This window comes from Ensifer sp. SSB1, from assembly GCF_016652895.1.
GTDB lineage: Bacteria > Pseudomonadota > Alphaproteobacteria > Rhizobiales > Rhizobiaceae > Ensifer.
This window is the reverse complement of the sequence record NZ_JAEPRP010000110.1, coordinates 1-25,155: the sequence shown is the minus strand read 5'-3', so window position 1 is coordinate 25,155 and position 25,155 is coordinate 1. Positions and strand designations below refer to the sequence as shown.

At 62.0% G+C, this 25,155-nt stretch carries 21 protein-coding genes and 1 pseudogene; 15 read left to right on the top strand and 7 right to left on the bottom strand.

The features are described from left to right. A pseudogene (locus I8N66_RS24170) lies at positions 1-569 on the top strand (EamA/RhaT family transporter); the annotation flags it as partial. Positions 570-733: 164 nt separating this feature from the next. Here the strand turns inward: I8N66_RS24170 and I8N66_RS24165 are convergent. Continuing rightward, positions 734-5,251: a putative Ig domain-containing protein gene (locus I8N66_RS24165; RefSeq protein ID WP_291158895.1), complete on the bottom strand. Its 4,518-nt coding sequence runs from the start codon at positions 5,249-5,251 to the stop codon at positions 734-736. Positions 5,252-5,957: 706 nt separating this feature from the next. Between I8N66_RS24165 and I8N66_RS24160 the strand changes: the two genes are divergently transcribed. Next, a complete protein-coding gene (locus I8N66_RS24160; RefSeq protein WP_113540218.1) occupies positions 5,958-6,797 on the top strand; it encodes a hypothetical protein in 840 nt (279 codons plus the stop codon). 102 nt (positions 6,798-6,899) lie between these two features. On the opposite strand, the gene I8N66_RS24155 is transcribed toward I8N66_RS24160, so the two are convergent. Then, positions 6,900-7,397 (bottom strand): Lrp/AsnC family transcriptional regulator, encoded by a 498-nt coding sequence (locus tag I8N66_RS24155; RefSeq protein ID WP_113540217.1) that lies wholly within the window; start codon positions 7,395-7,397, stop codon positions 6,900-6,902. A 126-nt stretch (positions 7,398-7,523) separates the two neighbouring features. Here I8N66_RS24155 and I8N66_RS24150 point away from each other — a divergent pair, with 126 nt between their 5' ends. After that, the gene (locus I8N66_RS24150; RefSeq protein WP_291158891.1) at positions 7,524-9,926 is read left to right on the top strand and encodes a transketolase; all 2,403 of its coding nucleotides are present in this window, start codon (positions 7,524-7,526) and stop codon (positions 9,924-9,926) included. A 68-nt stretch (positions 9,927-9,994) separates the two neighbouring features. Here I8N66_RS24150 and I8N66_RS24145 read toward each other — a convergent pair whose 3' ends face one another. Together I8N66_RS24145 and I8N66_RS24140 are read right to left on the bottom strand one after the other, a co-directional pair. Then, a complete protein-coding gene (locus I8N66_RS24145) occupies positions 9,995-10,672 on the bottom strand; it encodes a phosphoribosylanthranilate isomerase (protein ID WP_223737498.1) in 678 nt (225 codons plus the stop codon). Between the two features lie 21 nt (positions 10,673-10,693). Further along, positions 10,694-11,548, bottom strand: a complete 855-nt coding sequence (locus I8N66_RS24140) for a MurR/RpiR family transcriptional regulator (RefSeq protein ID WP_291158886.1) — start codon at positions 11,546-11,548, stop codon at positions 10,694-10,696. A gap of 145 nt (positions 11,549-11,693) precedes the next feature. Between I8N66_RS24140 and I8N66_RS24135 the strand changes: the two genes are divergently transcribed. The 5 genes from I8N66_RS24135 (at position 11,694) to I8N66_RS24115 (ending at position 16,930) form a co-directional block, all read left to right on the top strand. Then, complete coding sequence (locus tag I8N66_RS24135) at positions 11,694-12,947, top strand: extracellular solute-binding protein (protein ID WP_291158883.1); 1,254 nt, start codon at positions 11,694-11,696, stop codon at positions 12,945-12,947. Between the two features lie 65 nt (positions 12,948-13,012). After that, positions 13,013-13,906 (top strand): sugar ABC transporter permease, encoded by an 894-nt coding sequence (locus tag I8N66_RS24130; protein WP_223737484.1) that lies wholly within the window; start codon positions 13,013-13,015, stop codon positions 13,904-13,906. Then, the gene (locus I8N66_RS24125) at positions 13,903-14,739 is read left to right on the top strand and encodes a carbohydrate ABC transporter permease (RefSeq protein ID WP_291158878.1); all 837 of its coding nucleotides are present in this window, start codon (positions 13,903-13,905) and stop codon (positions 14,737-14,739) included. The genes I8N66_RS24130 and I8N66_RS24125 overlap by 4 nt, the downstream gene beginning before the upstream one ends. A 20-nt stretch (positions 14,740-14,759) precedes the next feature. Beyond that, the gene (locus I8N66_RS24120; protein ID WP_291158875.1) at positions 14,760-15,971 is read left to right on the top strand and encodes an aminotransferase class I/II-fold pyridoxal phosphate-dependent enzyme; all 1,212 of its coding nucleotides are present in this window, start codon (positions 14,760-14,762) and stop codon (positions 15,969-15,971) included. Positions 15,972-15,979: 8 nt separating this feature from the next. Further along, entirely contained in the window at positions 15,980-16,930 is a 951-nt protein-coding gene (locus tag I8N66_RS24115; protein ID WP_291158872.1) for a carbohydrate kinase family protein, read from the top strand. A gap of 43 nt (positions 16,931-16,973) precedes the next feature. Here I8N66_RS24115 and I8N66_RS24110 read toward each other — a convergent pair whose 3' ends face one another. After that, on the bottom strand, positions 16,974-18,377 hold the full coding sequence (locus tag I8N66_RS24110; protein ID WP_291158898.1) for a helix-turn-helix transcriptional regulator: 1,404 nt from the start codon (positions 18,375-18,377) through the stop codon (positions 16,974-16,976). Between the two features lie 125 nt (positions 18,378-18,502). Here I8N66_RS24110 and I8N66_RS24105 point away from each other — a divergent pair, with 125 nt between their 5' ends. From I8N66_RS24105 to I8N66_RS24090, 4 genes are all read left to right on the top strand, one after another. After that, a complete protein-coding gene (locus I8N66_RS24105) occupies positions 18,503-20,095 on the top strand; it encodes an isocitrate lyase (protein ID WP_291158869.1) in 1,593 nt (530 codons plus the stop codon). Positions 20,096-20,167: 72 nt separating this feature from the next. Beyond that, positions 20,168-20,344 carry a hypothetical protein gene (locus I8N66_RS24100; RefSeq protein ID WP_224393553.1) on the top strand — a complete coding sequence of 59 codons (177 nt, stop codon included), beginning with the start codon at positions 20,168-20,170 and terminating at the stop codon, positions 20,342-20,344. A gap of 34 nt (positions 20,345-20,378) precedes the next feature. After that, positions 20,379-20,864: a UPF0262 family protein gene (locus I8N66_RS24095; protein WP_291158864.1), complete on the top strand. Its 486-nt coding sequence runs from the start codon at positions 20,379-20,381 to the stop codon at positions 20,862-20,864. A gap of 269 nt (positions 20,865-21,133) precedes the next feature. Next, positions 21,134-21,268, top strand: coding sequence for a hypothetical protein (locus tag I8N66_RS24090; RefSeq protein WP_268906916.1), 135 nt, complete (start codon positions 21,134-21,136; stop codon positions 21,266-21,268). A gap of 76 nt (positions 21,269-21,344) precedes the next feature. On the opposite strand, the gene I8N66_RS24085 is transcribed toward I8N66_RS24090, so the two are convergent. Both I8N66_RS24085 and I8N66_RS24080 read right to left on the bottom strand, forming a co-directional pair. Next, a complete protein-coding gene (locus I8N66_RS24085) occupies positions 21,345-21,608 on the bottom strand; it encodes a hypothetical protein (protein WP_291158861.1) in 264 nt (87 codons plus the stop codon). Between the two features lie 190 nt (positions 21,609-21,798). Next, a complete protein-coding gene (locus I8N66_RS24080; protein ID WP_291158859.1) occupies positions 21,799-22,770 on the bottom strand; it encodes a quinone oxidoreductase in 972 nt (323 codons plus the stop codon). A 71-nt stretch (positions 22,771-22,841) separates the two neighbouring features. Here I8N66_RS24080 and I8N66_RS24075 point away from each other — a divergent pair, with 71 nt between their 5' ends. The 3 genes from I8N66_RS24075 to I8N66_RS24065 form a co-directional block, all read left to right on the top strand. Beyond that, entirely contained in the window at positions 22,842-23,705 is an 864-nt protein-coding gene (locus I8N66_RS24075; RefSeq protein WP_291158857.1) for a LysR family transcriptional regulator, read from the top strand. Between the two features lie 130 nt (positions 23,706-23,835). Next, a complete protein-coding gene (locus tag I8N66_RS24070) occupies positions 23,836-24,783 on the top strand; it encodes a hypothetical protein (RefSeq protein ID WP_291158855.1) in 948 nt (315 codons plus the stop codon). Beyond that, a partial coding sequence (locus I8N66_RS24065) for a ThiF family adenylyltransferase (protein ID WP_291158853.1) occupies positions 24,780-25,155 on the top strand: 376 nt, incomplete at its 3' end. The genes I8N66_RS24070 and I8N66_RS24065, both read left to right, overlap by 4 nt.

The window sequence follows — 25,155 nt, the reverse complement described above, 5'->3', positions numbered from 1 at the left end:
TCGGTCTCGTTCTGGTCAACGGCACCGCGTTCACCGCAGATAGTCTCGGTTCCGTCCGCTCGCTTTGGATTGGTATTCCGCTTGCTCTGGCCGCGGTCGGTCTGTGGGTATGGTTCGCGATCGTCAATCAGGCGGCGCTGGCAATCCGCCCGGACATGCCCTCCGGCATATGGTCGGCACTGATCCTGATCGGCGGCGGTATTCAGATGCTCGCTTTCTACCCGATCGGTGCGGCAATGGACCTTTTTCAGCTTCCGAAGCTCGGTTTCGGCTGGGAGGCAGCCGGCTCCCTCTATCTGTGGGGAACTTCGCTCGCACTGATGGCGACGGTGTGCGGCGTGTGGGCTTGGAATGTCGCGTCGCGGGCCCTGCCCGTCGCGCTCGCGGCGCAGTTGATCGTCTCGGAAACGGCCTTCGGTGTGATTGGCGGACTTGTTGTCCATGCGCGTTGGCCGACGTCGATGGAGGCAGCCGGCGTTGCAATGCTCCTCGCTGGCGTCGTCCTTGCCATCCGCGTGTTCTACGGCCAGCAGGCCGAAATGAACGGGGCTATTCCGCAGCCGTCTTGACGTTGGCGCCGGTGAACCCAGGCGTCTGCAGCCAGTGATCCATCGCCAATTCAGACGTGCAGTTGCCGCTCGATCCGGGAACATACCGGGCACTTTGTCGAGCGGCGGCGCAGCCAACCCTGCTCAGCAACAGACGACAGTGACCGAACGCCGCCAAACATCAATCAGAAACGCACATGAGCACCGGCCTTCAGTCCCACTGCCTGCTCGCCCTCGCTTTCGATCCCATAGAGCAATGAGAAGTCGAAATCCCAGTTGAGGTCGTTGGAGAGGTTCAGCCCGGCGCTGACGGTTCCGAACGCCCCGCTGTTGTCCCGCGCCGCAAATCCGGCCGTACCGCCGAAGCGGGGCGTCAGCAGCAAGCCGTTTTCGAGACGGTAAACCCGCTCCAGATCCGCCCCGATGCTGAGCCGCAGCTGATCCTCGGTGAACCCTTTCAGTTCGACTACGCTGCCGTCGTCGCTCGATACGCTATAGTCGTCGACGCTTTCCTTGAGGAATACCGCACGCAGCGCAGGCGTCAGTACGGTTGCGTCCCCGAGTTGCCACTGCCCCTGCAGCTTCGTGTCCCACATGAGCCTGCGCGTATCGAACGAACCGTCGAAATACTTCGTGTCGACGTCATTCCAGGAACCGCCGTAAAGCAGGCTGGTATCCAGGAATACGCCGGAGCCAATCTCGAAGGAGGCATAGGGGCCAGCCAGCCAGCCGTTACCGGTCAGTTCGGCATCGGCATCGGTCGGATCGGACATGCGGTCGAAATGAAGCGACAGGCCGATGAGCGCCTTCTCCGACAGCAGGTAGTCGGCGCCGGCAGAAATCAGACCGAAGGTCCCCCAGCGTCCGTCATTTTCATCACCTTGGTGCACCGTTACAGCGCCATCGATCCAGATATTGAACGGCGACACTGCCGCCACGCCTTCGCCCCCCTCTTCCATTTCTTCGGCGGAGCGAAGCTGAGCCAGACTGGTCGAAAAACCGAGCGTTATTCCATTCTCTGAGGGCGACATGCTGGTCGAGATTGGATCGTTACCAGCGCGACCCATCTTGCGGCGCTCGATCAGGCCCGGCACTTCAATCGTTGTCGACAGGAGATTCTGCCGTGTTCGGACGAAGTCTCGCACCAGCCCGTCGATCTCTGCTGCAACCTTTTCGCCATTGTGCACGATTGCGTAGCTGACAGTGCCTGTATCGGATGCGCCAAGCGCACTTTCCAATCGATACCCTATGACTGCCGTCCCGAAGAAGCCGGGATTGGGCGTGAACTTCAGATAGTAGCCAACCGGAACGAACGCTCCACTCGCCGCAAGTTCGCCTTCGATGATCTCCGCCTTACCGGCATTGGGGGGCCTTACAAAGGCGATCCCGGCGCCAGTGAATGGTCCACCCGTGGCACCCTCGTTCAGGTAGACGTTGCGTGGAGTATCACCTTCCTCCAGCGTGTAGGATCTGCTTATGACCGTGACACCCCGCGCCTTGACCGCCAGCCGATAGCTCGCCTCACCGATGTTGCCGGTGGCATCGCGTGCCGCGACCGTGAAGCTATAAGTCCCAACGTCGACATCAGCATCCAGCGGTCCGCTTAATTCGCCCGTGGATACGTTCAGGATCATGCCCTTTGGCAGTTTTCCGCGCGACAGGCTGTAGAGAATATCGCCCTGGCCGCCCTTGGCGGTCACCGTTGTCAAATAGGCTTCTCCCACCATCGCATCAGGCAGATCGCCGCCCGCTGGCGAGAATGTGAGCTTGGACGCCGCGACGGTGATCCGCACGGTCGCCGGCGCCGAGGTGCCGGTCGCGTTGGTTGCCGTATAGGTGAAACTATCCGAGCCGGAATAGCCGGGATCCGGTGCATAGCTGATCGACGTGCCGGAAGCGGTCGCCGAACCATGCGAGGGGACGGTTGCGACCGCGACGCTGTCTGCCGCACCGCCGGAGAGCGAAAGCGTGACCGGATTGGCGGTCGAGTNTGCGACCGCGACGCTGTCTGCCGCACCGCCGGAGAGCGAAAGCGTGACCGGATTGGCGGTCGAGTTTGCCGCGACCGTTGCGGAGGCGTCGCCGGCGGCAGGAAGCTGCCGGCCGATGGCGACCGTATAGGAAGCCGAGCCGCTCGCCCCGTTTGCGTCTGTCGCCATGATCGTGAAGCCGTGGATGCCTTCGGTCGTCGGCGTTCCCGTGATTGCGCCGGTCGAGGTGTCTAGATGCAAGCCCGCCGGGAGCGCACCCGTGGAAACGGCGTAGCGGTAAGGTTCCATGCCGTTCGCCGCGCTGATCGACTGACTGTAGGCCCTTCCGACCGCTCCCGCCTCAAGCGCACCGGCGGCGGGCGTGAAGGCGAAGGTCGGCGCGCTGACCGTGATGGTAACCGTCGCCGGCGCCGAGGTGCCAGTTACGTTCGTGGCCGTGTAGGTAAAGCTGTCCGCACCAGAATAGCCGGGATCCGGCGTGTAGCTGATCGATGTGCCGGAAGCGGTCGCCGAACCATGCGACGCGGAGGATGCGACCGCGACGCTGTCTGCCGCACCGCCGGAGAGCGAAAGCGTGACCGGATTGGCGGTCGAGTTTGCCGCGACCGTTGCAGAGACGTCGCCGGCGGCAGGAAGCTGCGGATTGATCTCAAAGGACTGGGTAACCGTTGGTGCGGCGAGATAGGCCGCATTGCCGGGTTGGTCGACAGTGATCGTGCAGGTACCGACGGCAACCGATGTCAGGGTCGCGCCGGTAATGGTGCATACGCCCGGCGTAATCGAGGTGAACACGGGCGACAGGCCGGAACTGGTCGTCGCCGTCAATGTAGAGCTAGTCCCTGCGGTCTGCGAACCGGGGTTGGCAAAGGTGATGAACTGCGTCGCAACCGGCGTTACCGCGTTGGACGCGGCGGAGGGCGCACTCATGCCAACCGCGTTATTGGCAGTGACGGTGAAGGTGTAGGTAGCACCATTGCTCAATGCGGTTGCGATGATGGGGCTGGACGACGCGGTGAACGTTGCGCCACCCGGATTGACCGTCACCGTGTAATCTCTGACAGCGGCCCCGCCGTCCGATGCGGGTGCCGTGAACGTGATCGTGGCCTGTGTGTCACCAGCTGTCGCACCGCCGATGAGCGGAGGGCCGGGCACCACCGGATTGACCGCGAAGGATTGGCTGACCTGGGCAGCCGGAAGATGGGCCGCGTCGCCCGCCTGAAGGGCATTGATCGTGCAGATACCAGCAGAAACGAAGGTCAATTCGCCGCTGCTCGTGACCGTGCAGACGCCTTCCGTGCTGGACGTGAAGGTCGGAGACAATCCCGAATCCGACGTCGCTGTCAGAATCGGCGCGGTGCCAAAGTTCTGTGCCCCGGGATTGATGAAGGTAATGGCCTGGGCCGCCACCGGCGTGATGGAATTGGACGCGGCCGATGTGCTGCCGGTTCCAGCCGCGTTGGTCGCCGTCACGCTGAAGGTGTAGGCAACGCCATTTGTCAGTCCCGCAACCGTGATGGGGCTTTGCGCACCAGTGCCGGTCGCTCCGTCCGGGTCTGCTGTGACCGTATAGGTTACCGGCGCGCCGCCGGACGATGCGGGCGGTACGAATGAGACTTCGGCCTGTTCGTCCCCCGCCGTTGCCGCGCCGATCGTCGGCGCGCCGGGCAAGGCCGGATTGACAGCGAACGACCGCGTGATCGTCTGTGCCGGGAAGTAAGCAGAATTGCCCTCTGCGTCCGCACTGATGGTGCAGGTGCCCGCGGAATGGAACGTCAATTCGCCAGGCGGCGTCACGGTGCAGACATCGGGCGTCGTCGAACTGAACACGACCGGGAGCCCGGAAGTGTTCATCGCCGACAATACAGGGGTCGTGCCGAAGGTCTGGGGACCAGGGCTGAAGCCGATCGTCTGGAAATTTCTCGGCACCACCGCCTGCGACGCCGAAGACGACGGACCAACACCCGCCGCGTTCTTTGCGGTCACGGTGAAGGTGTAGGACATGCCGCTCCACAGGCCCCGGACGGAGATCGGGCTTTGGGTACCAACACCGATTTTTCCATGCGGAGACGATGTTACGACATACTCAGTAATCGCCCCGCCGCCATTGTTGGCCGGTGGTGTGAAATTGACCTGGGCGCCATCCGGATCGAGCGTCGTTACCGCGCCGATCGTCGGTGCACCGGGAGCGCTGACCACGTAATTGAAGCCACCCGGAAACGTTGTCGACCCGATGGCCGTTGCGACCACGATGTCTGCCGGGCCAACCGCTCCTGCGGGCGCGACTGCCGTGATCTGGCTCTCGTTGTCGACCGTGAAGCTCGTCGCGGCAGTACCACCGAATTTGACCGAGGTGGCTTCGGCAAATCCGGTCCCCGTGATGACCACCGAGGTACCGCCCAAAGGCGAGCCGGTTGTGGGACTGACGCTACCGATGGCTGGAAGGGCGTTCGGCAGCGTGACTGAGATCGTGTTGGTCTGGGTAGCTATTGCGGTCTCGCCGCCGTACGGGGTCCCGTTTCTGTCGTAGCTGTAGAGCACGATGCTGTCCGAGGTGGCGGCCTCGTTTCGGATGGAGAGCAGCCTGATTGTGTAGGTGCCCGTGGACGCGTCGAAAGTGAAGCCGTAACGGGCATTTACCGTATCAACCAGGTCGTCCGGCTTGGGGGCGTAAGACGTGCCGTCCACGACCCCGATCGGAGCCTGATTATCCAAACGGGTTCCGTGAAGCCTGTACAGTCCGCCCCAGGTCGGAGGAATGTCGGGGAAGTAGACATCGCAGGCGTTGAAGTTTCTGTCGACCGCCAGTCCAACGCCCGTAAATGAAATGTTCGGCCTGCACGGGGCGGTCATCGCTTCGTCTGCCAGCCCACACATTGCGATCACGCCCACAAGCAGCATCAGCAACGCTCGCGACATGCGGAAGCACCGTCGCAACGGACTCAGGACCATCTTTGGCAACGCGAAAGAAGAAAACACGGGGGCGAGCGGCAGGCTTTTGAGCATTCGATTTTGCCTAAGGGCGTTGTTACAGGGCCAGAAAAAGGGCGCAGAAAACCCTGGCCATCGCGCGCCTTGCGAGACGTGCATGGACCTGGACGGTTCGTTCGGTCAGCCGGTTAAATCAAGCTTCGGCCGCAGCGACGGTCGGCCTCGGCAAGGCGATGGCTCAACCTGCGCGTAGACGACAAAGAATTGATTTCATGATGTTTCCCCAGAAGCTGGTCACTCATAGCGAGAGCGGAAGAACATGATCAACTAAAGAAGCAGGTTGTGGGTGAGTGCACCCAAAATTGAGTCACGCAGGTGACGACACGTCATAGTGATGCGAAACTGGAAGGGTAGTAATGCCGGGGATGCCATAACCTGTGATGCGACAGACACAACGATGCCATTAGGATCGCAAGACGTTCTCAGCCCCATGACGTGGAGTGGTGGCTCGGCATTTTTCGCCGTGCTGCGAGATGCGGCGAAAGAACTGCTCGCGATGCACGATGTCGCGCCAAGGGTGGTGCGCTATGTCGCCAGCATGCAGAAGTGGCGGATCACGCAGGCGATCGTTGCCCTTCATTTCGAGCGGAAGCACGATGAAACGCGCCCGCCTCTGACGGCCGGGGCGCTCATCGAGTTCTTCGCGCCACACCTGCCCTTCAGCAAGAACACCCTCACGGCCCATCTGGCCGAAATGGCGGCCTACGGCTTGCTCATCCCCCAGGAAAGCAGGGACAGGCGCGTCAGGCCATTACAGTTGAGTGCCTACGGCGAAACCATGATCGGCCAATGGCTCGCAAGCCATCTTACGGCGCTTGACCGGCTCGATGGAGGTGATCGCGCGTCCGGGTTCAATAGCGACCAGCGTCTGCTTGCGCGCATCCACCCGCTGGTTGCTCGTTCCCTTGTTTTTGATCCGGCGTGGGCACAGCCGCCGGCGAGTGTTGATCTGTTCGTTCGCACGGAGTCGGGAAGCAACATCCTGCACGAACTCATATGCCGCGTGCCTGCCGATCTTGAAGGATTTGATCGACCGGCCTGCCTTGGACCACTCCCTGCAGGTGACGTCTCGAACCGACATACCCTGTCGCGAGGCCACGTGCAGAGGGTGTTTGCCCGGGCAAAATCGGAAGGGCTTCTCGTCTGGAGCCTTCCCGGCAATCGCGGCGACCTATTCGTCTCCCAAACCCTGCTCCACGACTACATCCGATGGCAGGCTATCAAGTTCCGCGCCATTTCCGGGGCTTGCGGGCAAGCGCAAGAGGCCTGAAGCGCGCGGAGGACACCGCAAAAAGGCCGACGTCCAATAGCCAAACGAATGACATCGCCATCATTTCCGCTCAGATTGCCCATCGTCAAACGGAAGCCGAAATCAGGCTCCCTTGCCCTTGAGATGCTCGGTCGGCAGCGCCGTCGTGTACTTGATCTGGCTCAGTGCAAAGCTGGACCGGATATTGGCGACACCGGGAATGAGCGTCAGGAAATCGACCACCAGCGCCTGGAATTTGGCAAGATCCTCGACGACGACGCGCAACATGTAATCCGCCTCGCCGGTCATCAGATAACACTCGACGATTTCCGGTTTGGTGCGGATCGCCGCGTTGAAGATGTCGAGGGACTGCCGGTCCTGCTGCTTCAGCGAGACCTGGACGAAGACGTTGACCGCAAGGCCAAGCGAGGGCGCATCAACCAGCGCCACGGTGCCCTTGATGACGCCGCTTTCCTTGAGATCATTGACGCGCCGCCAACAGGGCGAGGCGGAAAGGCCGGTCGCTTCCGCCAGTTCCGAAATGCTCCGTTCGGCGTTCTGCTGAAGGAGATCGAGGATGCGGATGGTGGCGGAATCCAGGGAAGGCTTCGGCTGAGACATGATTGACCTGAGAAATCCACATTTGAGGTCAAATCATTCGCATCTTGCGAAAATTCCGTCAACTTAGGTCAGATTTGCCGAAATCGCCGGGTTAACCTGTCTGTTGGAGCATGAGGGAGGATATTCATGACAGAACCGGCTTTGACGCCCGAAATATTGGCGCATCTCAAAAGCCTGGAGCGGCAGGTCCTGTGGCACGCCTGCTGGATGATCCACAACGCCAATCACCTGCGCGAGAAGGGCGAGGTGAAGGTCGGCGGGCATCAGGCCTCCTCGGCTTCGCTCGCCTCGATCCTGACGGCGCTCTATTTTCATGTGCTGCGGCCGGAAGACCGCGTGGCGGTAAAGCCGCATGCCTCGCCGGTCTTCCATGGCATCCAGTATGTCATGGGCAACCAGACCAGGGAGAAGCTGGAGAATTTCCGCGGCTTCGGCGGTGCGCAATCCTATCCGAGCCGCACCAAGGATATCGACGACGTCGATTTTTCCACGGGCTCCGTCGGCCTCGGCGTCGCCATCACCGCCTTCGCCTCGATCATTCAGGACTACATTGCCGCCAAAGACTGGTCGAAGCGCCAGCAAGGCCGGATGATCGCGCTGGTCGGTGATGCGGAACTCGACGAAGGCAATATCTACGAGTGTCTCCAGGAGGGCTGGAAACACGACCTGCGCAACACCTGGTGGGTGATCGACTACAACAGACAGAGCCTCGACGGCGTGGTGCGCGAGGGGTTGTGGCAGCGCATCGAGGGCATATTCACGGCGTTCGGCTGGGATGTGAAGGTGCTGAAATACGGCGCGCTACAGCAGGCCGCCTTCCGCGAGCCCGGCGGCGAAGCGCTGCGCGGCTGGATCGACCGCTGCCCCAACCAGCTCTATTCGGCACTGACCTTTCAGGGCGGTGCGGCCTGGCGCAAGCGGCTGACCGACGAAATCGGTGGTGAACCGGGCGTCGCCGACCTTCTCGCCGCACGCAGCGACGACGCGCTTTCCGACCTCATGAACAATCTCGGCGGCCATTGCCTGGAAACGCTGATCCGTACCTTCGAAAGCATCGACCACGACCGGCCGACCGTCTTCCTCGCCTATACGATCAAGGGTTGGGGCACGCCGCTCGCCGGCCACAAGGACAACCATGCCGGCCTCATGACCAAGGCGCAGATGGAGGCGTTCCAGGCACGCATCGGCGTCAGGCCCGGCACGGAATGGGAGACGTTCAGCGCGATCCCCTCGCCGGCTCCGGTCAAGGATTTCCTGAAGACCGTGCCGTTCTTCGCCGAGGGTGCCCGGCGCTTCACCTCCCCGGCCGTATCCTCGGCCGGTCCTGTCTTCCTCGACGATCGCGAACTTTCGACCCAGGCCGGCTTCGGCAAGATCCTCGACGCCCTTGCCAAGCGTGATGACGCGCTGTCCGCCCGCATCGTCACCACAGCGCCCGACGTCACCGTCTCGACCAATCTCGGCCCCTGGGTCAACCGCCGCGGCCTGTTCGCCCGTGAAAAGCTCGCCGATACGTTCCGCGACGAGCGAGTCCCTTCAGCGCAGAAATGGGAATTCGGCCCATCCGGCCAGCATATCGAACTCGGCATCGCCGAAATGAACCTCTTCCTGCTGCTCGGCGCCGCGGGCCTTTCGCACTCGCTGTTCGGCGAACGGCTCATCCCCATCGGCACCGTCTACGATCCCTTCGTCGCCCGGGGACTCGATGCGCTGAACTACGCCTGCTATCAGGATGCGCGGTTCATGATCGTCGGCACGCCCTCAGGCGTGACGCTGGCGCCAGAGGGTGGCGCGCATCAATCGATCGGCTCGCAGCTCATCGGCATGAGCCAGGATGGTCTCGCAAGCTTCGAACCCGCTTTCCTCGACGAACTCTCCGTCATCATGGACTGGTCCTTCGACTACATGCAGCGCGACGGCGATGGGACGCATGACACGCGCACCTGGCTGCGTGACCAGACCGGCGGCTCGGTCTATCTGCGCCTGACGACACGGCCGCTGGAGCAAATCGCGCTTAGACGCGAGGATCCCGTCTTCCGGCAGGGCGTCATCGACGGCGCCTACTGGCTGCGCGCACCATCCGCCCGCGCCCGTATCGTGCTCGCCTATCAGGGATGTATCGCGCCGGAAGTGCTGATGGCCGCCGGGCGGCTTGCCGAGCGCCACAGCGACATCGCCGTCCTGGCCGTCACCTCGGCCGACCGGCTGAATGCCGGCTGGACGGCAGCGCAACGGGCTCGCCGCCACGGTAACGGAGCGGCACGAAGCCATGTCGAGGCGCTGCTGGAAACCGTGCCGCAAACGGCAAACCTCATCACCGTCACGGACGGGCATCCGGCAACCCTCGGCTGGTTGGGCGCAGTGGAGGGACATCGCACGATATCGCTCGGCGTGGAGCATTTCGGCCAGACCGGAACGATCGCCGATCTCTATGCCCATTTCGGCATCGATACGCAGGCAATCATGGAGGCCGCGGATTCCTTTGCCCGCAGCGGTGCCGCCTGGCCCATGCGGGCAAACACAGCCTGAGGCTGGACGGAAAGATTCGGTCGGAAGGGCGGCGCGGCGTGCTCGCCCTTCCCAGCTTTCCGCGACGATTAAGCCGCCCTTGCCGCTTTCACGAAGGCGGCGATCTTGTCGATGTCCTTGCGGAAGCCGCCTTCCGGCAGCGGCTTGTTGGTATGGGTCAGCGAATCTACTGCCCAGGGCTGTACGGCGGTGATGGCTGCCGCGACGTTGTCCGGGCCGAGGCCGCCTGCAAGGATCACCGGCAGCTTGCTGCGCTTGACGATTTCGCGGCTTAGTGACCAGTCGTGCGTGACGCCTGCAGCGCCGATGCCACCGATGTGGGCAGCAACCGAATCGAGAATGAAAATGTCCGAATAGGGCTCGAAGGCAGCCGCGTGGTCGAGCGCCTCCGGCCCCGTCATCGGAATGGCCTGCAAGATGCGCAGTTCCGGATAGAGCGGCAAGAGCCTCTCGCGCAGCGCCTTTACCTGCTCAGGCGTCACCAGCGAGATATTACCGCAAAGGTGCAGCACGTCCGGCTGGACCGCGGCAACCATGTCGGCAATGGCGTCGAGGTCGCTTTCAACCGACAGAGCAACGCGCTGTGCCTTGCCCTTGAGCGCATCGGCAATCTCGCGGGCCGTCGCAAAGTCGATCTCCCCTGGCAGGCCACGGTTGGACGGGGTCAGGCCGAGATAGTCGACGCCGGCAGCGGCTGCGGCGAGGGCCTCGGAAACGGTCTGCATGGTGTAGATCTGGACTTTCACGGCACTACCTGTGTCTGAGTACTAGATGGATTTTGGAAGGATGGCGTTGACCATCCGTTCTTCGGTGAGTTGCGCCCGTTCGGCATTGCGCGCCACGAGCGCCGAATAAAGCGCATCGATCAGCGCCATCTGCGCAATCTGGGCGGCCATCGGCTCGCTGCCCTGCTCATGCGAGACACTGACGAGCACGACATCGGCAAGGCGTGCCAGCGGCGATGCGCTGTTGCCGGTGATACAGAGCGTCGCCGCCCCGCGGGATTTGGCTTCCTGCAGCACGAGGACCGGGTCGCTGGTAATGCCCGAATAGGAAATTGCGACGACGAGATCGTCAGGTCCGGTCAGTGCCGAATGCATGATCTGAAGCTGGGAATCGACCGGCGCATCGCAGCGAAGGCCAAGACGGATGCAGCGCTGGTAGAAGGCTTGCGCGACGATGCCGGACCCGCCGACGCCGCCGACGACGATGTGCCGTGCGCCCGAAATCAGATCGAGCGCCTTGGCAAAAGTCCCTTCGTTCAGCACGCCCTGCGTATCGCTGATCGCCTGCGCCACGGCGCGAAAGAGGCGGTTTGCCGCGTGGAGATCGCTCGCTTCCGGATCGTTCGCCGTCTCGGCGCGGCCACCGCGCGGCTCCTGCGCCAGCGCGAATTTCAGATCCGTAAAGCCTTCGAAACCTGCCGTCCGGCACATGCGCAAGACCGTCGTGTCGCTGACGTCTGTCGCCTGGGCGATGACGGACATGGAGTTGCGGATCGTCGCCTCGACATTTTCGAGAACCCACAAAGCGACGCGGCGCTCCGAGTCCGACAGCTTCGGCAGAACGCTGCGCAACCGGCTGCTGGCCGGGCCTAGGGTAGCGCGCGGGTCGATACTCATGAACGGCTCTCTCGCTGGCAAACGCTTTCGTGAAGGAAGCTAACATGGCGATGTTGTGGTGTCACTATGGACACATGATTTTTGATGTGGCATCACTACATCAACGCAGCGGAAGGTGCTGCAACACGCTTTTTGGGAGGAAACCGTGAAGCTGAAGTCTGTTCTCATTGCAGGCGCATCCCTGGCGCTGACGACGTTCCCGGCAGCAGCCGGCGAGCTTACCTTCTGGCACGCCTATGCCGGACAGCAGGACAAGGTCGATTTCATCAACTTCGCGCTGGACGCCTTCGCAAAGAAGCATCCAGACATCACGCTCGATGTCGTCGCCGCCGAACAGTCGGCCTACAAGACGAAGCTGAACACCGCGATGGCCTCCGGCAATCCGCCGGATGTATTCTACACCTTGCCCGGCGGCTTCCTGAACGCCTTCGTCAAGGGCGGCCAGATGTACGCACTCGACCAGGAACTGGCCAAGGACGGCTGGCGCGAAAGGTTCCTGGAAAGCGCCATCGCGCAGACCAGCAAGGACGGCCATACGTACGCCGTGCCCGTCGACGTCGATTCCGTCGTCTTCTGGTACGACAAGGCGCTGTTTGCCGAAAAGGGCTGGACGGTTCCCAAGACCTATGACGAACTGATGTCGCTGGCCGAGAAGATCAAGGCCGACGGCGTCGTGCCTTTTGCGCTCGGCAACAAGGATTCCTGGCCGGCAACCTTCTGGTTCCAGTACATGGAAATGCGGCTCAAGGGCTCCGGCGTCGTCGCCTCCTTCGTCAATGGCGACGCCAATGCGGCGCTCGGCCCGGAAGGCGAAAAGGCCTTTGAAAAGGTCGCCGAAATCGCCAAGAACGAATATTTCCCGACCGGCTTCAACGGCATGAGCGACCAGGAAGCAAACATGCTCTTCCTCAACGGTCAGGCTGCGATCCTTCTCAACGGCACCTGGCAGATCGGCGCGTCCGCCGATGCGCCCGAAGGCTTCGACCTTGGCTACTTCGCCTTCCCGACCGTGGCGGGCGGAGCCGGTGACCAGACCGACGTGCTCGCCGGTGTCGCTGCCTCGTTCGGCATTTCCGAAAAAGCCGAGAACAAGGCTGATGCCGTGACGCTCCTGAAGTTCCTCTCCTCGTCCGAGGTGATGACCAAGTATGTCGAGCTGCGCAAGACGATGGTGACCGTGAAGGGCGCCACGACGGAAGCGGCCGCCGGCCCCGTGCTCTACGGCATCAGCAACGACCTGATGAATGCTGCTGGCCATCTCGATTCCTTCTACGACACGGCGATGCCGCCGGCCGCGACCAATACCTATTACACGGCCCTGCAGGGCGCACTGGATGGGTCCGTGACGCCGGCCGACGCCGCCAAGCGCCTTGAGGGCGCCCTGAAGGACAACAAGTAAGCCTTCCGAAACCGCAGCCGCCGGCCCTCCGGCGGCTGCGCGCATTTCCAGACGCCGGCGGAATCATGAGCACGGACATTGGCCTAGCGAAAAGACACAATCGGGCGACGCTCTTCTTCCTGGCGCCGGCCCTGATCTTCGTCTGCGCTTTCGTCGCCTATCCGGTGGTCTATGCCGGCTGGCTGTCCATGTTCGAATGGGATGGAGCATCCGATCCCGTCTTCGTCGGCGCCGGCAACTTCCTGAAGCTTGCCGCCGACCCCGTGTTCTGGGCGTCGCTCGGCCGCAACCTTCTGGTGGCCCTCTCCGCCATCGTCTTCCAGGTTTTTCTCGCGCTCGCCATCGCCTATTGCCTGGTGCGCATCGTCCCGGCCTTCAGTCGCATCTTCCTGTTCTTCTATCTCGTGCCCGTCATGGTCAGCGAGATCTGCATCGGCCTGCTCTGGCGCTTCATGTACAACCCCTATTTCGGGCTGGTGAACGCGGCGCTGAAGGCCGTCGGCCTCGACAGCTTGAAACGCGGTTGGCTCGGAGAGTCCGAAACCGCCTTCCTCGCCGTCGTCGTGGTGATGAGCTTCACGTATCTCGGCCTCTATGTGCTGCTCTTCACCGCTGCCGTGCGCAGCGTACCGGAAAGCGTCTATGAGGCCGCAGAACTCGATGGTGCCGGCGATTTTCGCAAGTTCTTCTCGATAACCGTGCCCATGGTCTGGGACGCGGTGCGCGCCAACTCGCTGCTCGCCATCATCGGCTCGCTGAAGACCTTCTCGCTGGTCTTCGTCCTGACCAATGGCGGCCCCAGCCACGCCAGCGAGGTCGTCTCCACCTATCTCTACAAGATGGGTTTCGGCAGCTTCCAGATGGGCTATGCCGCGACCATCGGCTTCGTGCAGATGGTGCTGACGGCGCTTGCCGCCTGGGTCGTCTTCCGCTTCCTGCGCCGCAAGGGGGACGCATGAGCGCCGTCCGCCGCTGGAACCGCACGAGCACCGTCGTGCTCATCCTGCTCACGCTGCATGTGCTGATGGTGATCTTCCCCTTCCTCTGGATGATCTACAGCACGTTCAAGACCAACAAGGAGTTTATGCGCTCCGTCTGGTCCTTGCCGACAAGCCTCAATTTCGATGCCTATGGTGGCGCCTGGAGTGGCGGCGCGCTCGGTGGCTACGCGGTCAATTCGCTCATCATCATGGGCGGCGCGACCATCATCACCGTGCTCGTCTCGACGCTCGCCGGCTATGCGCTTGCCATCTACCGCCCACGCTGGATGCCTGTGGTGGAACTGTCGCTGACGGCCGCCATGGCCATCCCCGCCTATGTCGCGCTCGTGCCACTGGTGGTGATGCTGCGCACGGCAGGACTGCTCGATACACATCTCGGCGTTATCCTGCCGACCGCCGCCTTCAACGTGCCGGTCTCCATCTTCATCATGCAGGCATTCTTCAACACGCTGCCGCGCGAGCTCTTCGACGCCGGCCGCGTCGACGGCGCCTCCGAATGGATGATCTTCCGCGTCGTCGCCCTGCCGATCGCCCGGCCCGCCATGTTCACGGTCGGCATCGTCAATATGATCTGGGTCTGGAACGATTTCCTGTTTCCCGTCGTCTTCATCAACAATCCCGCCCGCAAGACGCTGCCGGTCGGACTTACCGATTTCGTCGGCGAACATGTCACCAACTATCCGGTCATGCTCGCAGCAATCCTGATGGCCGCCATCGCGCCCCTCATCCTCTTCATCTTCTTCGAACGCCAGATCACGGCCGCGCTCATCGGCGGCGCCGTGAAGGAATGATCTTTCCAGGAGAAATGCCCATGTCCGACACCTCTTCCAAAGCCCTCGAATTTGCCAGCCGCGCCGTTTTCTACGAGCCGGAGGAACATTCCCAGTCGATCAGCTACCCGATCTACATGTCGGCGAACTTTCAGTATGGCGGCGATATCTATGACCAGATCGTCGCCGGCGCGCGCAAGGAAGTGAACATCTATTCGCGCTGCGGTAACCCGACCGAGTACAAGCTCGAAGAACATATCGCGCAGCTGACCGGCGGAACCGCCTGCCTTGCCACCGCCTCCGGCATGGCCGCGATCTCCCACGCCCTCTTCGGCATCCTGAAGGCCGGCGATCACATCGTGGCCGACCTCACCACCTATTCCTCGACCCATGAGTTCTTCGACCATCGCGCCCAGGATTTCGGCCTGAAGGTCAGCCTCGTTGACTGCTCGGACGTGCGCGCCGTCGAAAACGCCTTCACGCCCGAGACCAAGGTGCTCTATGTCGAAGCCATCGCCAACCCGACGATGAAAGTTCCCCCGCTCCGGAAGCTCGTCGAGATCGCTCACGCGCGCGGCATCGTCGTCATCTGCGACAACACCTTTGCCTCCCCCGCCGTCTGCCGCCCGCATGATTTCGGCGTCGACGTCGTCGTTGAAAGCGCGACGAAATTCATCGGCGGCCACAACGATGCCGTCGGTGGCGTCATTACGCTGAAGTCCGATTTCCTGCCGAAGGACTGGCTGGAGGATGTGCGCTGGAACACACTGAACAAGCTCGGCGCGCCGCTGTCGCCCTTCAACGCCTGGCTCCTGCTGCGCGGCGCGCAGACACTGGCGCTGCGCCTCGAGAAGCAGTGCGCCAACGCGCTGGCACTCGCCAAGCACCTCGAGGCGCATCCAGCCGTCAAGCGCGTCTTCTACCCCGGCCTGCCGTCCCACCCGAACTATGCCGCCGCGTCGGAACAGCTGATCGGCGGCGGCGCCATGCTGTCCTTCCAGGTGGATGACGAAGCCTGCGGCGTGCGGCTTCTGAAGCGGCTGCAGCTCTGCTCGTTCGCGGCCAGCCTCGGCGGCCTTCGCACCACCACACAGGTGCCCGCCACCATGGCCTTCCTCGATATCCCGAGCCAGGAACGCGAAGCGATGGGCGTCGTCGACGGCCTCGTGCGCTTCTCTGTCGGCATCGAGCATATCAACGACATCATCGCCGACGTCGACCAGGCCATCGCCCTCATGCACGTAGAACTCTGAGGCGGGACATGGCCGCCATCGTCCTTCTCGGCGATATCAACATCGATCTCGTGCTCGCCATTCCCGCCTATCCCGGCGAGGGCGGCGAGGCGATTGCCACCGGCCAGACGGTGATGATTGGCGGTTCGGCGACGAACACGGCCATCGCGCTTGCCAAAGCCGGCCACGATTGCCGCTTTATCGGCAGGGTCGGTGTCGACTCCTGGGGGCGCGAGGCACTATCCGAGCTTGCTGTCACCGGCATCTCGACGCGCTGGATCGGCCGCGACGAACGGGAGCCGACCCAGATCAACGTCATCACCGTCAGCCCGTCCGGCGAGCGCACAATGTTCGCCTATCGCGGCGCAAACGCATGCCTGTCGGCTGCAGATGTCGATCCGGCAGCCTTTGCAGACGCCGAGCTGTTCCATCTTTCCGGTTATGCTCTGCTCCAGCCGCGCCAGACCGAAGCCGCCCTCGCCGCCATTAACCTCGCCGTCAATGCAGGTATCTGCGTCACCCTCGACATTCCCGGCGGCGTGGTGGCGGGCATCGCCGCGCAAGTCAGGGCACTGCTTCCCCGGATCGACACGATCGTACTCGGCAGCGCCGATCTCCCCGACCTTCTGGAACAGCCGCAAGAAACGGACGAGAAAGAACTCATCGGAATGCTGCTGGAGCGCGGCGTCCGCCGCGTGGCGGTGAAGGGATCCGGCGGAACGGCATCCTGCCTCTATCAGGTTGGCAGCACGGACAGCGCGCCGTGGTTCCCCGTCGACGTGATTGACACGATCGGCGCGGGCGACGCCTTCGCCGCCGGCCATATCCATGGCCGCGTCACGGGCCTTTCCGGCCCTGACTGCTGCCGCCTCGCCAATGCCTACGGCGCGCTCACTGTCACACGCAAGGGCGCTGGACAGGCCATGCCCGACCGAGATGAGGTCTTCACCTTTCTGGAGAAAGCAAGGGACCCTGCCTGATCGCTAAAGGCCAGGCAGCTGGACGCTAAATCACTGGTGCACCCTAGGCATCAGAGAATCCGAACGGCGCCTCGGTCCGACGGTAGTTGTCCGGTAGAAGCTGACGGCCGATCGGAGGCTCCGATCGAGACGTGCAACCTGCTCGATGACAGAGCTGGCAGGCGATGCCGATCGGCGTGGGCGCGTCGGCCTGTGGATGATTGCGGCTGTAGACCAGGCGATCTGCGTATTGCGCCTCGCAGACGATCGCAATCGCCCGCTCGACGCTTGAGACGCCATAGCTGCCCCCACCGGCATGCACGGTCCGCGCGATCGAGAAGAAGCGCTGGCCGTCCGGCAGTTCCATCCACTGGGTGACGACCCGCCTCGGGGTTGCGAAGACCTGATGCACCGTCCACAGGGGACAGCCCCCGCCATGACGGGCGAACGGAAAGGCACCGCTGTTCAGCCGCTTTGAAATGTTGCCAGCGACGTCAACCTTGATGAAAAAGAACGGGATCCGCTCCTGACCTGGCTTTTGAAGCGTGGTGAGGCGGTGTGCGGTCTGTTCGAAACTGACGCTGAATTGCCGGGAAAGGACCTCGACGTCGTAACGCCGGCTTTCAACAGCTTTCGCGAACGCCGCATAAGGCATGACTATCGCAGCAGCCGAGTAAGCGGCAATCGCTCGATGGGCCAGCCGCACCGCATTCGGGGTGTCGAAGTTTCCTTCATCGACGGCCGACTGGATCTCCGGCTCAAGTTCGAGATAGGCAAGCTGCAGCGCAATCTGGAAATTCAGGCTCGATTGATCGAGCGCCTCGCTGAGCAAAAGCTCCTTTCGGTGCCAATCCAGGCGCCGGAGCGAACCGACCATGACCTCCGCAGGCAAACGGCGGACTTTGAGATTGTGCCGGGTTTCGAGGTAAGCGCTCAGCCCACCTTTCTCGGTAATTCTGGCGGAGAGTTTTTCGGAGGCTGCATCGAGCACCGGAAAAAAGTTCCGCCGCGCGGACAAGAAGCTGCGGACGGCCGTTATCGGATCTCCTGGCCCCGCGCCCTCTCCGTTCGACGAATATTGGCGTTTGTCGGCGAGTGCGAACTGCCCCTCCTTGTAGGCGGTATGGAGCCTCAGCATCGCCTCGGCGAATGCCGGAAAGCTGTGGGCGACATCGGCAATTTCCAACGACCCGAAGTCGACGTCGCTGAGGATCGGGTCCCTCACAACGCCCTGCAGGCGTGTAACCAGATCAGGACCGGCGTCATTGGCAAAATCGGAAAAATCGATCTTGTAGGCTTTGGCGAGACGCAGGAGCGTTTCCGCCGTAACGGGGCGCTGATTTCCCTCCATCAACGCAATGTACGATGGCGAGATATCGAGATCTCCGGCCATCTCTGCCTGCGTCAGTCCCAGATCGCGTCGGAGCCTGCGAAGTCGCGGCCCGAGATACACACCGTGCTTTTCCATGACCGGCATTACAACATTACAAGGAACTCTTGTAAAGTTTGACAACGTGACACCGAAGCCCCTCGCGCCGCACCACATCATGCTTATGGTTTCTGCAACGCAGCATGACGACCCTCGGAGGAACAATGTCGTACCAAAGCCTTGTGGAAGAAGCAGAAAAGCTCATCGCATCGAACGAGAAGTGGACCGGCGTCACTGCAGAAGCGGTGGCTCGGATGCGCCTCCAAAATCGTTTTCAGACCGGGCTGGACATCGCCAAATACACCGCAGCGATCATGCGCAAGGACATGGCCGCCTACGACCGGGACCCCGCGAAGTACACGCAGTCGCTGGGCTGCTGGCACGGCTTCATCGGGCAGCAGAAGATCATTTCGATCAAGAAGCACTTCGGAAACACGGACCGCCGTTACCTCTACCTGTCGGGCTGGATGGTCGCCGCCCTCAGGTCCGAATTTGGGCCCCTGCCCGATCAGTCCATGCATGAAAAGACCAGCGTTTCGGCGTTGATCGAAGAGCTTTACACCTTCCTGCGTCAGGCCGACGCCCGGGAGCTGGGCATGCTGTTCCGCGAAATCGACAAGGCTCGCGCCGCGGGCGACACGGTTCGCGAACGTCAGCTGCAAAACTCGGTCGACACCTACCAGACACACGTCGTGCCGATCATCGCCGATATCGACGCCGGATTTGGCAATGCCGAGGCAACCTACCTGCTTGCGAAGAAGATGATCGAAGCCGGCGCCTGCGCGTTGCAAATCGAGAACCAGGTTTCTGACGAAAAGCAATGCGGTCATCAGGACGGTAAAGTTACCGTGCCCCACGAAGATTTCGTCGCGAAGATCCGTGCGTTGCGCTATGCGTTCCTCGAGCTCGGCGTCGACGACGGGATCATCGTCGCACGCACCGATTCCCTTGGCGCCGGCCTGACCAAGCAGATCGCATTCTCGGCAAAAGAAGGCGACATCGGCGACCAGTACAACGCCTTCCTGGATTGCGACGAGGTCGAGCCCGGTCAGTCGCTTAACGGCGACGTCCTGATCACCCGCGGAGGCAAGGTGCTGAAGCCCAAGCGGCTTCGCTCGAACCTCTTCCAGTTCCGCGAAGGCACGGGTGCCGAGCGCTGCGTTCTCGATTGCATCAATGCGCTGCAAAATGGTGCCGACCTCCTGTGGATCGAGACCGAGAAGCCGCATATCGAACAGATTGCCGGCATGGTCGACCGCGTACGCGAGGTCATTCCGAACGCGAAGCTCGTCTACAACAACTCGCCTTCATTCAACTGGACGCTCAATTTCCGCCAGCAGGTGTTCGATGCCTGGAAGCAAGAAGGCAAGGACGTGAGCGAATACGACCGCAACAAGCTCATGAGCGCGGATTATGACGCGACCGCGCTTGCGCTCGAAGCCGACGAGCGCATCCGGACGTTCCAGCATGATGCGGCGCAGCGCGCAGGCATCTTCCATCACCTGATCACCCTGCCGACCTATCACACCGCGGCACTTTCCACCGATAACCTCGCCAAGGAGTACTTCGGCGATCAGGGCATGCTTGGGTACGTCGCAGGTGTCCAACGGAAGGAAATTCGCCAGGGTATCGCCTGCGTGAAACACCAGAACATGTCCGGCTCCGATATCGGTGATGATCACAAGGAATACTTCTCAGGCGAAGCGGCTCTCAAGGCGGCAGGCGAACACAACACGATGAACCAGTTCGCGGCTTGATCGCCACCACTGAGGCATCAGCGGCAGAGGAGGCGCGGGCCGCCTCCTCTGCCTTGAGAAGGAACGACGATGATGGAAGCAGTCGAAACGTTGGCCATTCCGGAGCAACGGCGTTCTCGCGCCGTGTTCTCGAACGAGGACTTCGAACTCATCCGGGTTGCCGTCAATTATTACCTGCAGGAGATCAAGGAGAGCCCTGAGGGTCTGAAATACTCGAACCTCTACCATCGCCTTCGGCGTATCGAATGATGTTGCCGACGGCAGGGAGCCCCAGGGACTGTCGATGACCACTGGACGTAACCACCTGTGCGCCGTTCGAATTGACCTTGCGGAAGCCCGCCTCGATGCGGTTCTTGAACGCGAACAATCGGTTGCGATCGCGGATTTGCTGGAAGGCAACCTGTTTGAGCTGATCGGCCGTGAGCGCGGTCCGTACAAATTGCGACTGTCCACCCGCGACGCGAAGCTGTCCTTTCAGATCACGACGCAAGACGACTTCCCGATCGTTTCGCATATCCTGTCGCTGACGCCCTTCAGACGGGTCATGAAGGACTACGCGATGATCTGCGAGGCACACCTGCACGCGGCGGTGGCCCCGGACCCGCATCGCCTGGAGGCGATCGACATGGGCCGCAGAGCCATCCATAACGAAGGGTCGGATCTCCTGAGGGAGCGGCTTTCCGCCTGGATCCGAACGGACCACGATACCGCACGTCGACTGTTCACGCTGATGGCCGTTTCCGTCTACGCGCCGCAACTGTTGAGATGACAGCCCGCGTTATCGAGAACACGATATGCCGGCGCGGAGCGTGGACATTTGGCGGCCAGACGACCACTGAGGGCGCTCGCGCTTCGGTCGATCCCCAGGTCCGCGGAGGCGAGCGACACCACGGGTTACCGAGAGAACCGTTCGTGGCGCGTCGCATTGCCGCCCGCCTTCACCACCCAGGCTCGCTCGATCAAGCTCCTCCGCGCATGGTAGGTATCGATTCTCGACAGCCCCTGTTGTGGTTGTTCAACTGAAAAAAGGTCGGGTAAATGCGTACAACAATCTTGCTGGTATTGGTTCTGGGCCTCGCCGCGTGCTCCCAAACCGGCGGTGGCGGTGGTTACGGCGGAAGCTACGAAGGCGGCGACGGTGACTACTATCAGGGGGCCGTCGCACCAAAGTAACCGCGGCGGAAGGCGTCGACGTCCGACGCCCATAAGGACTGGCCCGCAGAGGCTGCGCGCCGGTTCACCGTCCGGGTCAGACCTCTGCCACGAGCGCCATCGTCAGCTTCCTCCACCGACAGTATTCCGCCGGCAAAATACAGGCAAAGGTGAAGACGATGACGATGACGATGACGATGACGATGACGATGACGAGAGAAGCCATGGCAGTCAGCGATGGCGTCAACACATATTTGAGATTCGCCCAGATCATCATCGGCAGGGTCTCCTTGCCACCCATGATGAAGAGCGCAACGATCACCGAGGAGATGATGGCTGGCCCGATCGAAGGCAAGGTCACCAGCCAGAAGCCCTGAAAGGGGGCTGGCCCGAGAATTCTGACGGCGCGTTCCAGCCCCTAGCCGTTCCGCCGAAGGGCCGAGGAGACGATGATGATCACGAGCGGAGGGGGAGACTGCAGCCGGAAGGCGCCCGGCCGCCGACGATCGGCCAAGTCGATGCTGTCGCCTCTCCTGCAAGACGCGAGGCAGCTACGGTATCAATGCGATGCTTCCCGCACTGTGCCCTGACTCCATTTCACGATGAGCGCCTGCGACGTCAGCCAGCGCGCGCTCGGCAGCGACATTGGCGACAATGCCCTGCTCCATGGCGCGGAGCGCCTCCGTCGCGGCTTCGCGATATCGCTCGATGTCGGCAGAGAACGCCATGATGCTCGGGTGGGACAATGTCTTGCCCGGACGAAGTTCATCCACTGACACGGGCGGAATGGGACCTGCCGCCTGTCCGATCGTGGCCACCGTCCCGAACGGACGAGCCGCTCGGATGCTCTTCACCAGCATGTCTCCGCCGATGCCGTCATAGACGACGTCGGCGCCCCCGCCGTCGGTGATCCGTTTCACCTCGCCGACGAGATCGGCATCGCGACCGACGATCAGATGATCCGCACCGTAGGAGGCGGCAAGCGCGGCCTTTTCGCCGGTGCTCACGGCGCCGATGACGATCGCGCCGAGATCCTTGGCCATTCGAACAAGCACGCTTCCCAAGCCGCCGGCCGCCGCATGCACCAGAACAACCGAGCCGGCCCGGACCTCGTAGGACTTCCGCAGTAGCATATAAGCCGTCATACCCTTCAGCATCGAGGTTGCCGCCGTCTTCATCGCAATCGTTTCGGGTAGCAGCACACCCCTGTCGACCGAGATCACCCTGGTGGAGCAATAGGCACCGGCCGGCGGTCCCGCATAGACGATACGGTCGCCCTCGCGGAACGCCGTAACGCCCGCGCCCAACGCTTCTACGACGCCGGCGGCCTCAACACCGAGGACGGCGGGATAGGCCGGCAGCGGGTAGATGCCCTTTCGATGATAGATGTCGAGAAAGTTGGTGCCGATCGCTTCATGCCGGACCCGAATCTCTCCGGCGGCCGGGCGCGCCGGCTCCTGGGTACGCACCTCGAACCGCTCCACGCCCCCAGGACTTGTCAACACAACCACATGATCAACCACTTTGGATTCCTCCTTGTTTCCAGAAGGTTTGCCTCATGGCGCATTGGTTGAAAATTCCCTATGTTGTCCCAATGGATGATAGAAAATTCACACACATGGATTGGGACGACCTGCGTCACTTCATGGCGCTCTCTCAGGCCGGCACGCTCCTCGGCGCGGCGCGGTTTCTGGGTGTCGAACATGCAACGATCAGCAGGCGGGTCTCGGCCCTTGAAAGGAAACTCGGAAGAAAGCTGATCGACAGGCGCGGGCGGCGCATCATCCTGACAGCCGACGGCGAGCGCGTCGCCGAACTTGCCGCACCGATCGTCGCTCATGCTCTGGCAATCGAGCAGTTCAGTCGCAACAGTTCGACCGAGCTTCAGGGCAACGTGAGGATCAGTGCGCCGCCTGCCCTCTCCAGTGCTCTGCTCGTGAAGCCATTGCTGGACCTGCGGAAACAGCATCCCGGCATCGAGGTGACCCTTGTCGGCGAGAAGCGCTTCACCTCGCTCAATCGGCGAGAGGCAGATGTTGCCGTGCGCCTGTCGCGTCCAGAAGATGGCGACTACTCGATCGTCAGGATCGGCTCGATTGCATTCGATCTCTATGCGGCTCCGTCCTACATCGCATCCACGCCATGCAAGGACTGGACCTTCATCGGATATGACGAGGCCATGTCGAGTGCGCCCCAACAGATTCGGCTTGTCGAGCTCGCCGCGGGACGGCGGATCGCAATCAGGTCATCCGTACTGGAGTTTCAGGCCGCAGCCGCTTGCCAGGGCGGCGGCGTTGTCATGCTTCCGGATTTCGCCGTCCATGCATCGAGCGGCCTCACGCGGGTGAGTGACAGCCCTGCGCTGACGCGCGACATCTGGCTGGTGGCCCACCGGGAAGTCAGGGAAGTTCCCGCCATACGCGCGACGGTGGAGGCTATCAAGAATGCCCTCCACTAAGTCAGCGTCAATTTTGCCGCGTGACGGATACCATCCGAAAATTAAACCAAATGTTTGCCCTCTTCCGCAAGGATACGACCCAAACTTGCAGAAAACTCCACTCCAGAATTGAAGCTGCGGACGAGGGACATTGTACAATCTGATATCGGTCGTTCTGAAGAAGCGCCTCGATCTTTCATTCAAGACATCGCCAGACTTCCGCGCAAGGATCGTGGAGGCTCCCGGGCTATGGATGAACGAGCGCGAAGTCGCCAGGCTGCGGCAGGATCTGCGAAAAGTCGCGCAACGATCAGTTCCCGATGGGGAGCTCGACTACGGTGTCTTCTCCGAACATGAGGACGCCCTCGCCCGGACGATCGTCACGCTCGTCTATCGGGTCTCCGACGGTGAACCGGTTGCCTTCAACGCGCTGCCTGTCCTCCAGGTATCCCTCTCCGGCAAACCGGTCGAGGTTCTCCACCTGGGGCTCGTGATGATCGACCCCGCGGTTCGCAGCCAGGGGCTCTCCTGGATTCTCTACGGCCTCACCTGCTTCCTTCTGTTCCTGCGCAACCAGCTTCGCCCGCTCTGGATCTCGAATATAACCCAGGTTCCGGCGGTTGCCGGCATGGTGGCCGAGACCTTCAGCAGCGTCTTTCCGGCGCCCACGCGCGGCGCACGCCGATCGTTGCGCCAGCAACTGATCGCTACGGCGATCATGGATTCCCACCGCCATGTCTTCGGCGTCGGCACCGATGCCGGTTTCGATGCCGATCGCTTTGTCATCACCAACGCCTATACCGGCGGCTCCGATAATCTGAAGAAGACCTTCGACGCCGCGCCAAAGCACCGCAAGGCGGAATACAACGACTTCTGCGCCGCCGAACTCGACTACGAGCGCGGTGACGACCTCCTGCAAATTGGGCAGCTCGACCTCACCGCGGCGCAGCGGTACCTCGTGCAAAGCGTTCCGCGCAACGCGCTCGGACGCCTTGCCGTTGCCAGTCTCGTTATCCTGGTGCAGCGGCTGGTCCTTCCAGTGTTGCATTGGACCGATAGCCGCCGGCAGTGGGGCATTTTGAGGCCTTCAAACCGATGAGCAGCGTCTTCTCCTACGAGACCTTCACCACCCGCAACATCGGCTTCGTAACCGAGACGGAACAGCAGCGTCTAAGCCAGGCGACGGTTTTTGTCTGTGGAACCGGCGGCATGGGTGGCGCCTGTATCCAGGCGTTGGCGCGGGCAGGCATTGGTCGCCTCGTTCTCGCCGATATCGATCACTTCGAGCTCTCGAACCTCAACCGGCAGGTCTTCTGCTTCGCCGACACCATCGGCACGCCGAAGGCGGAGGCGACCCGCGACCTCTGTTTGAAGATCAATCCCGGCTTAGGCGTCACCGTCTACGGGCCGGAATGGACCGACCATGCCGATGCGATCATTGCCGAAGCGGATGTCGTCATCAACGGAACGG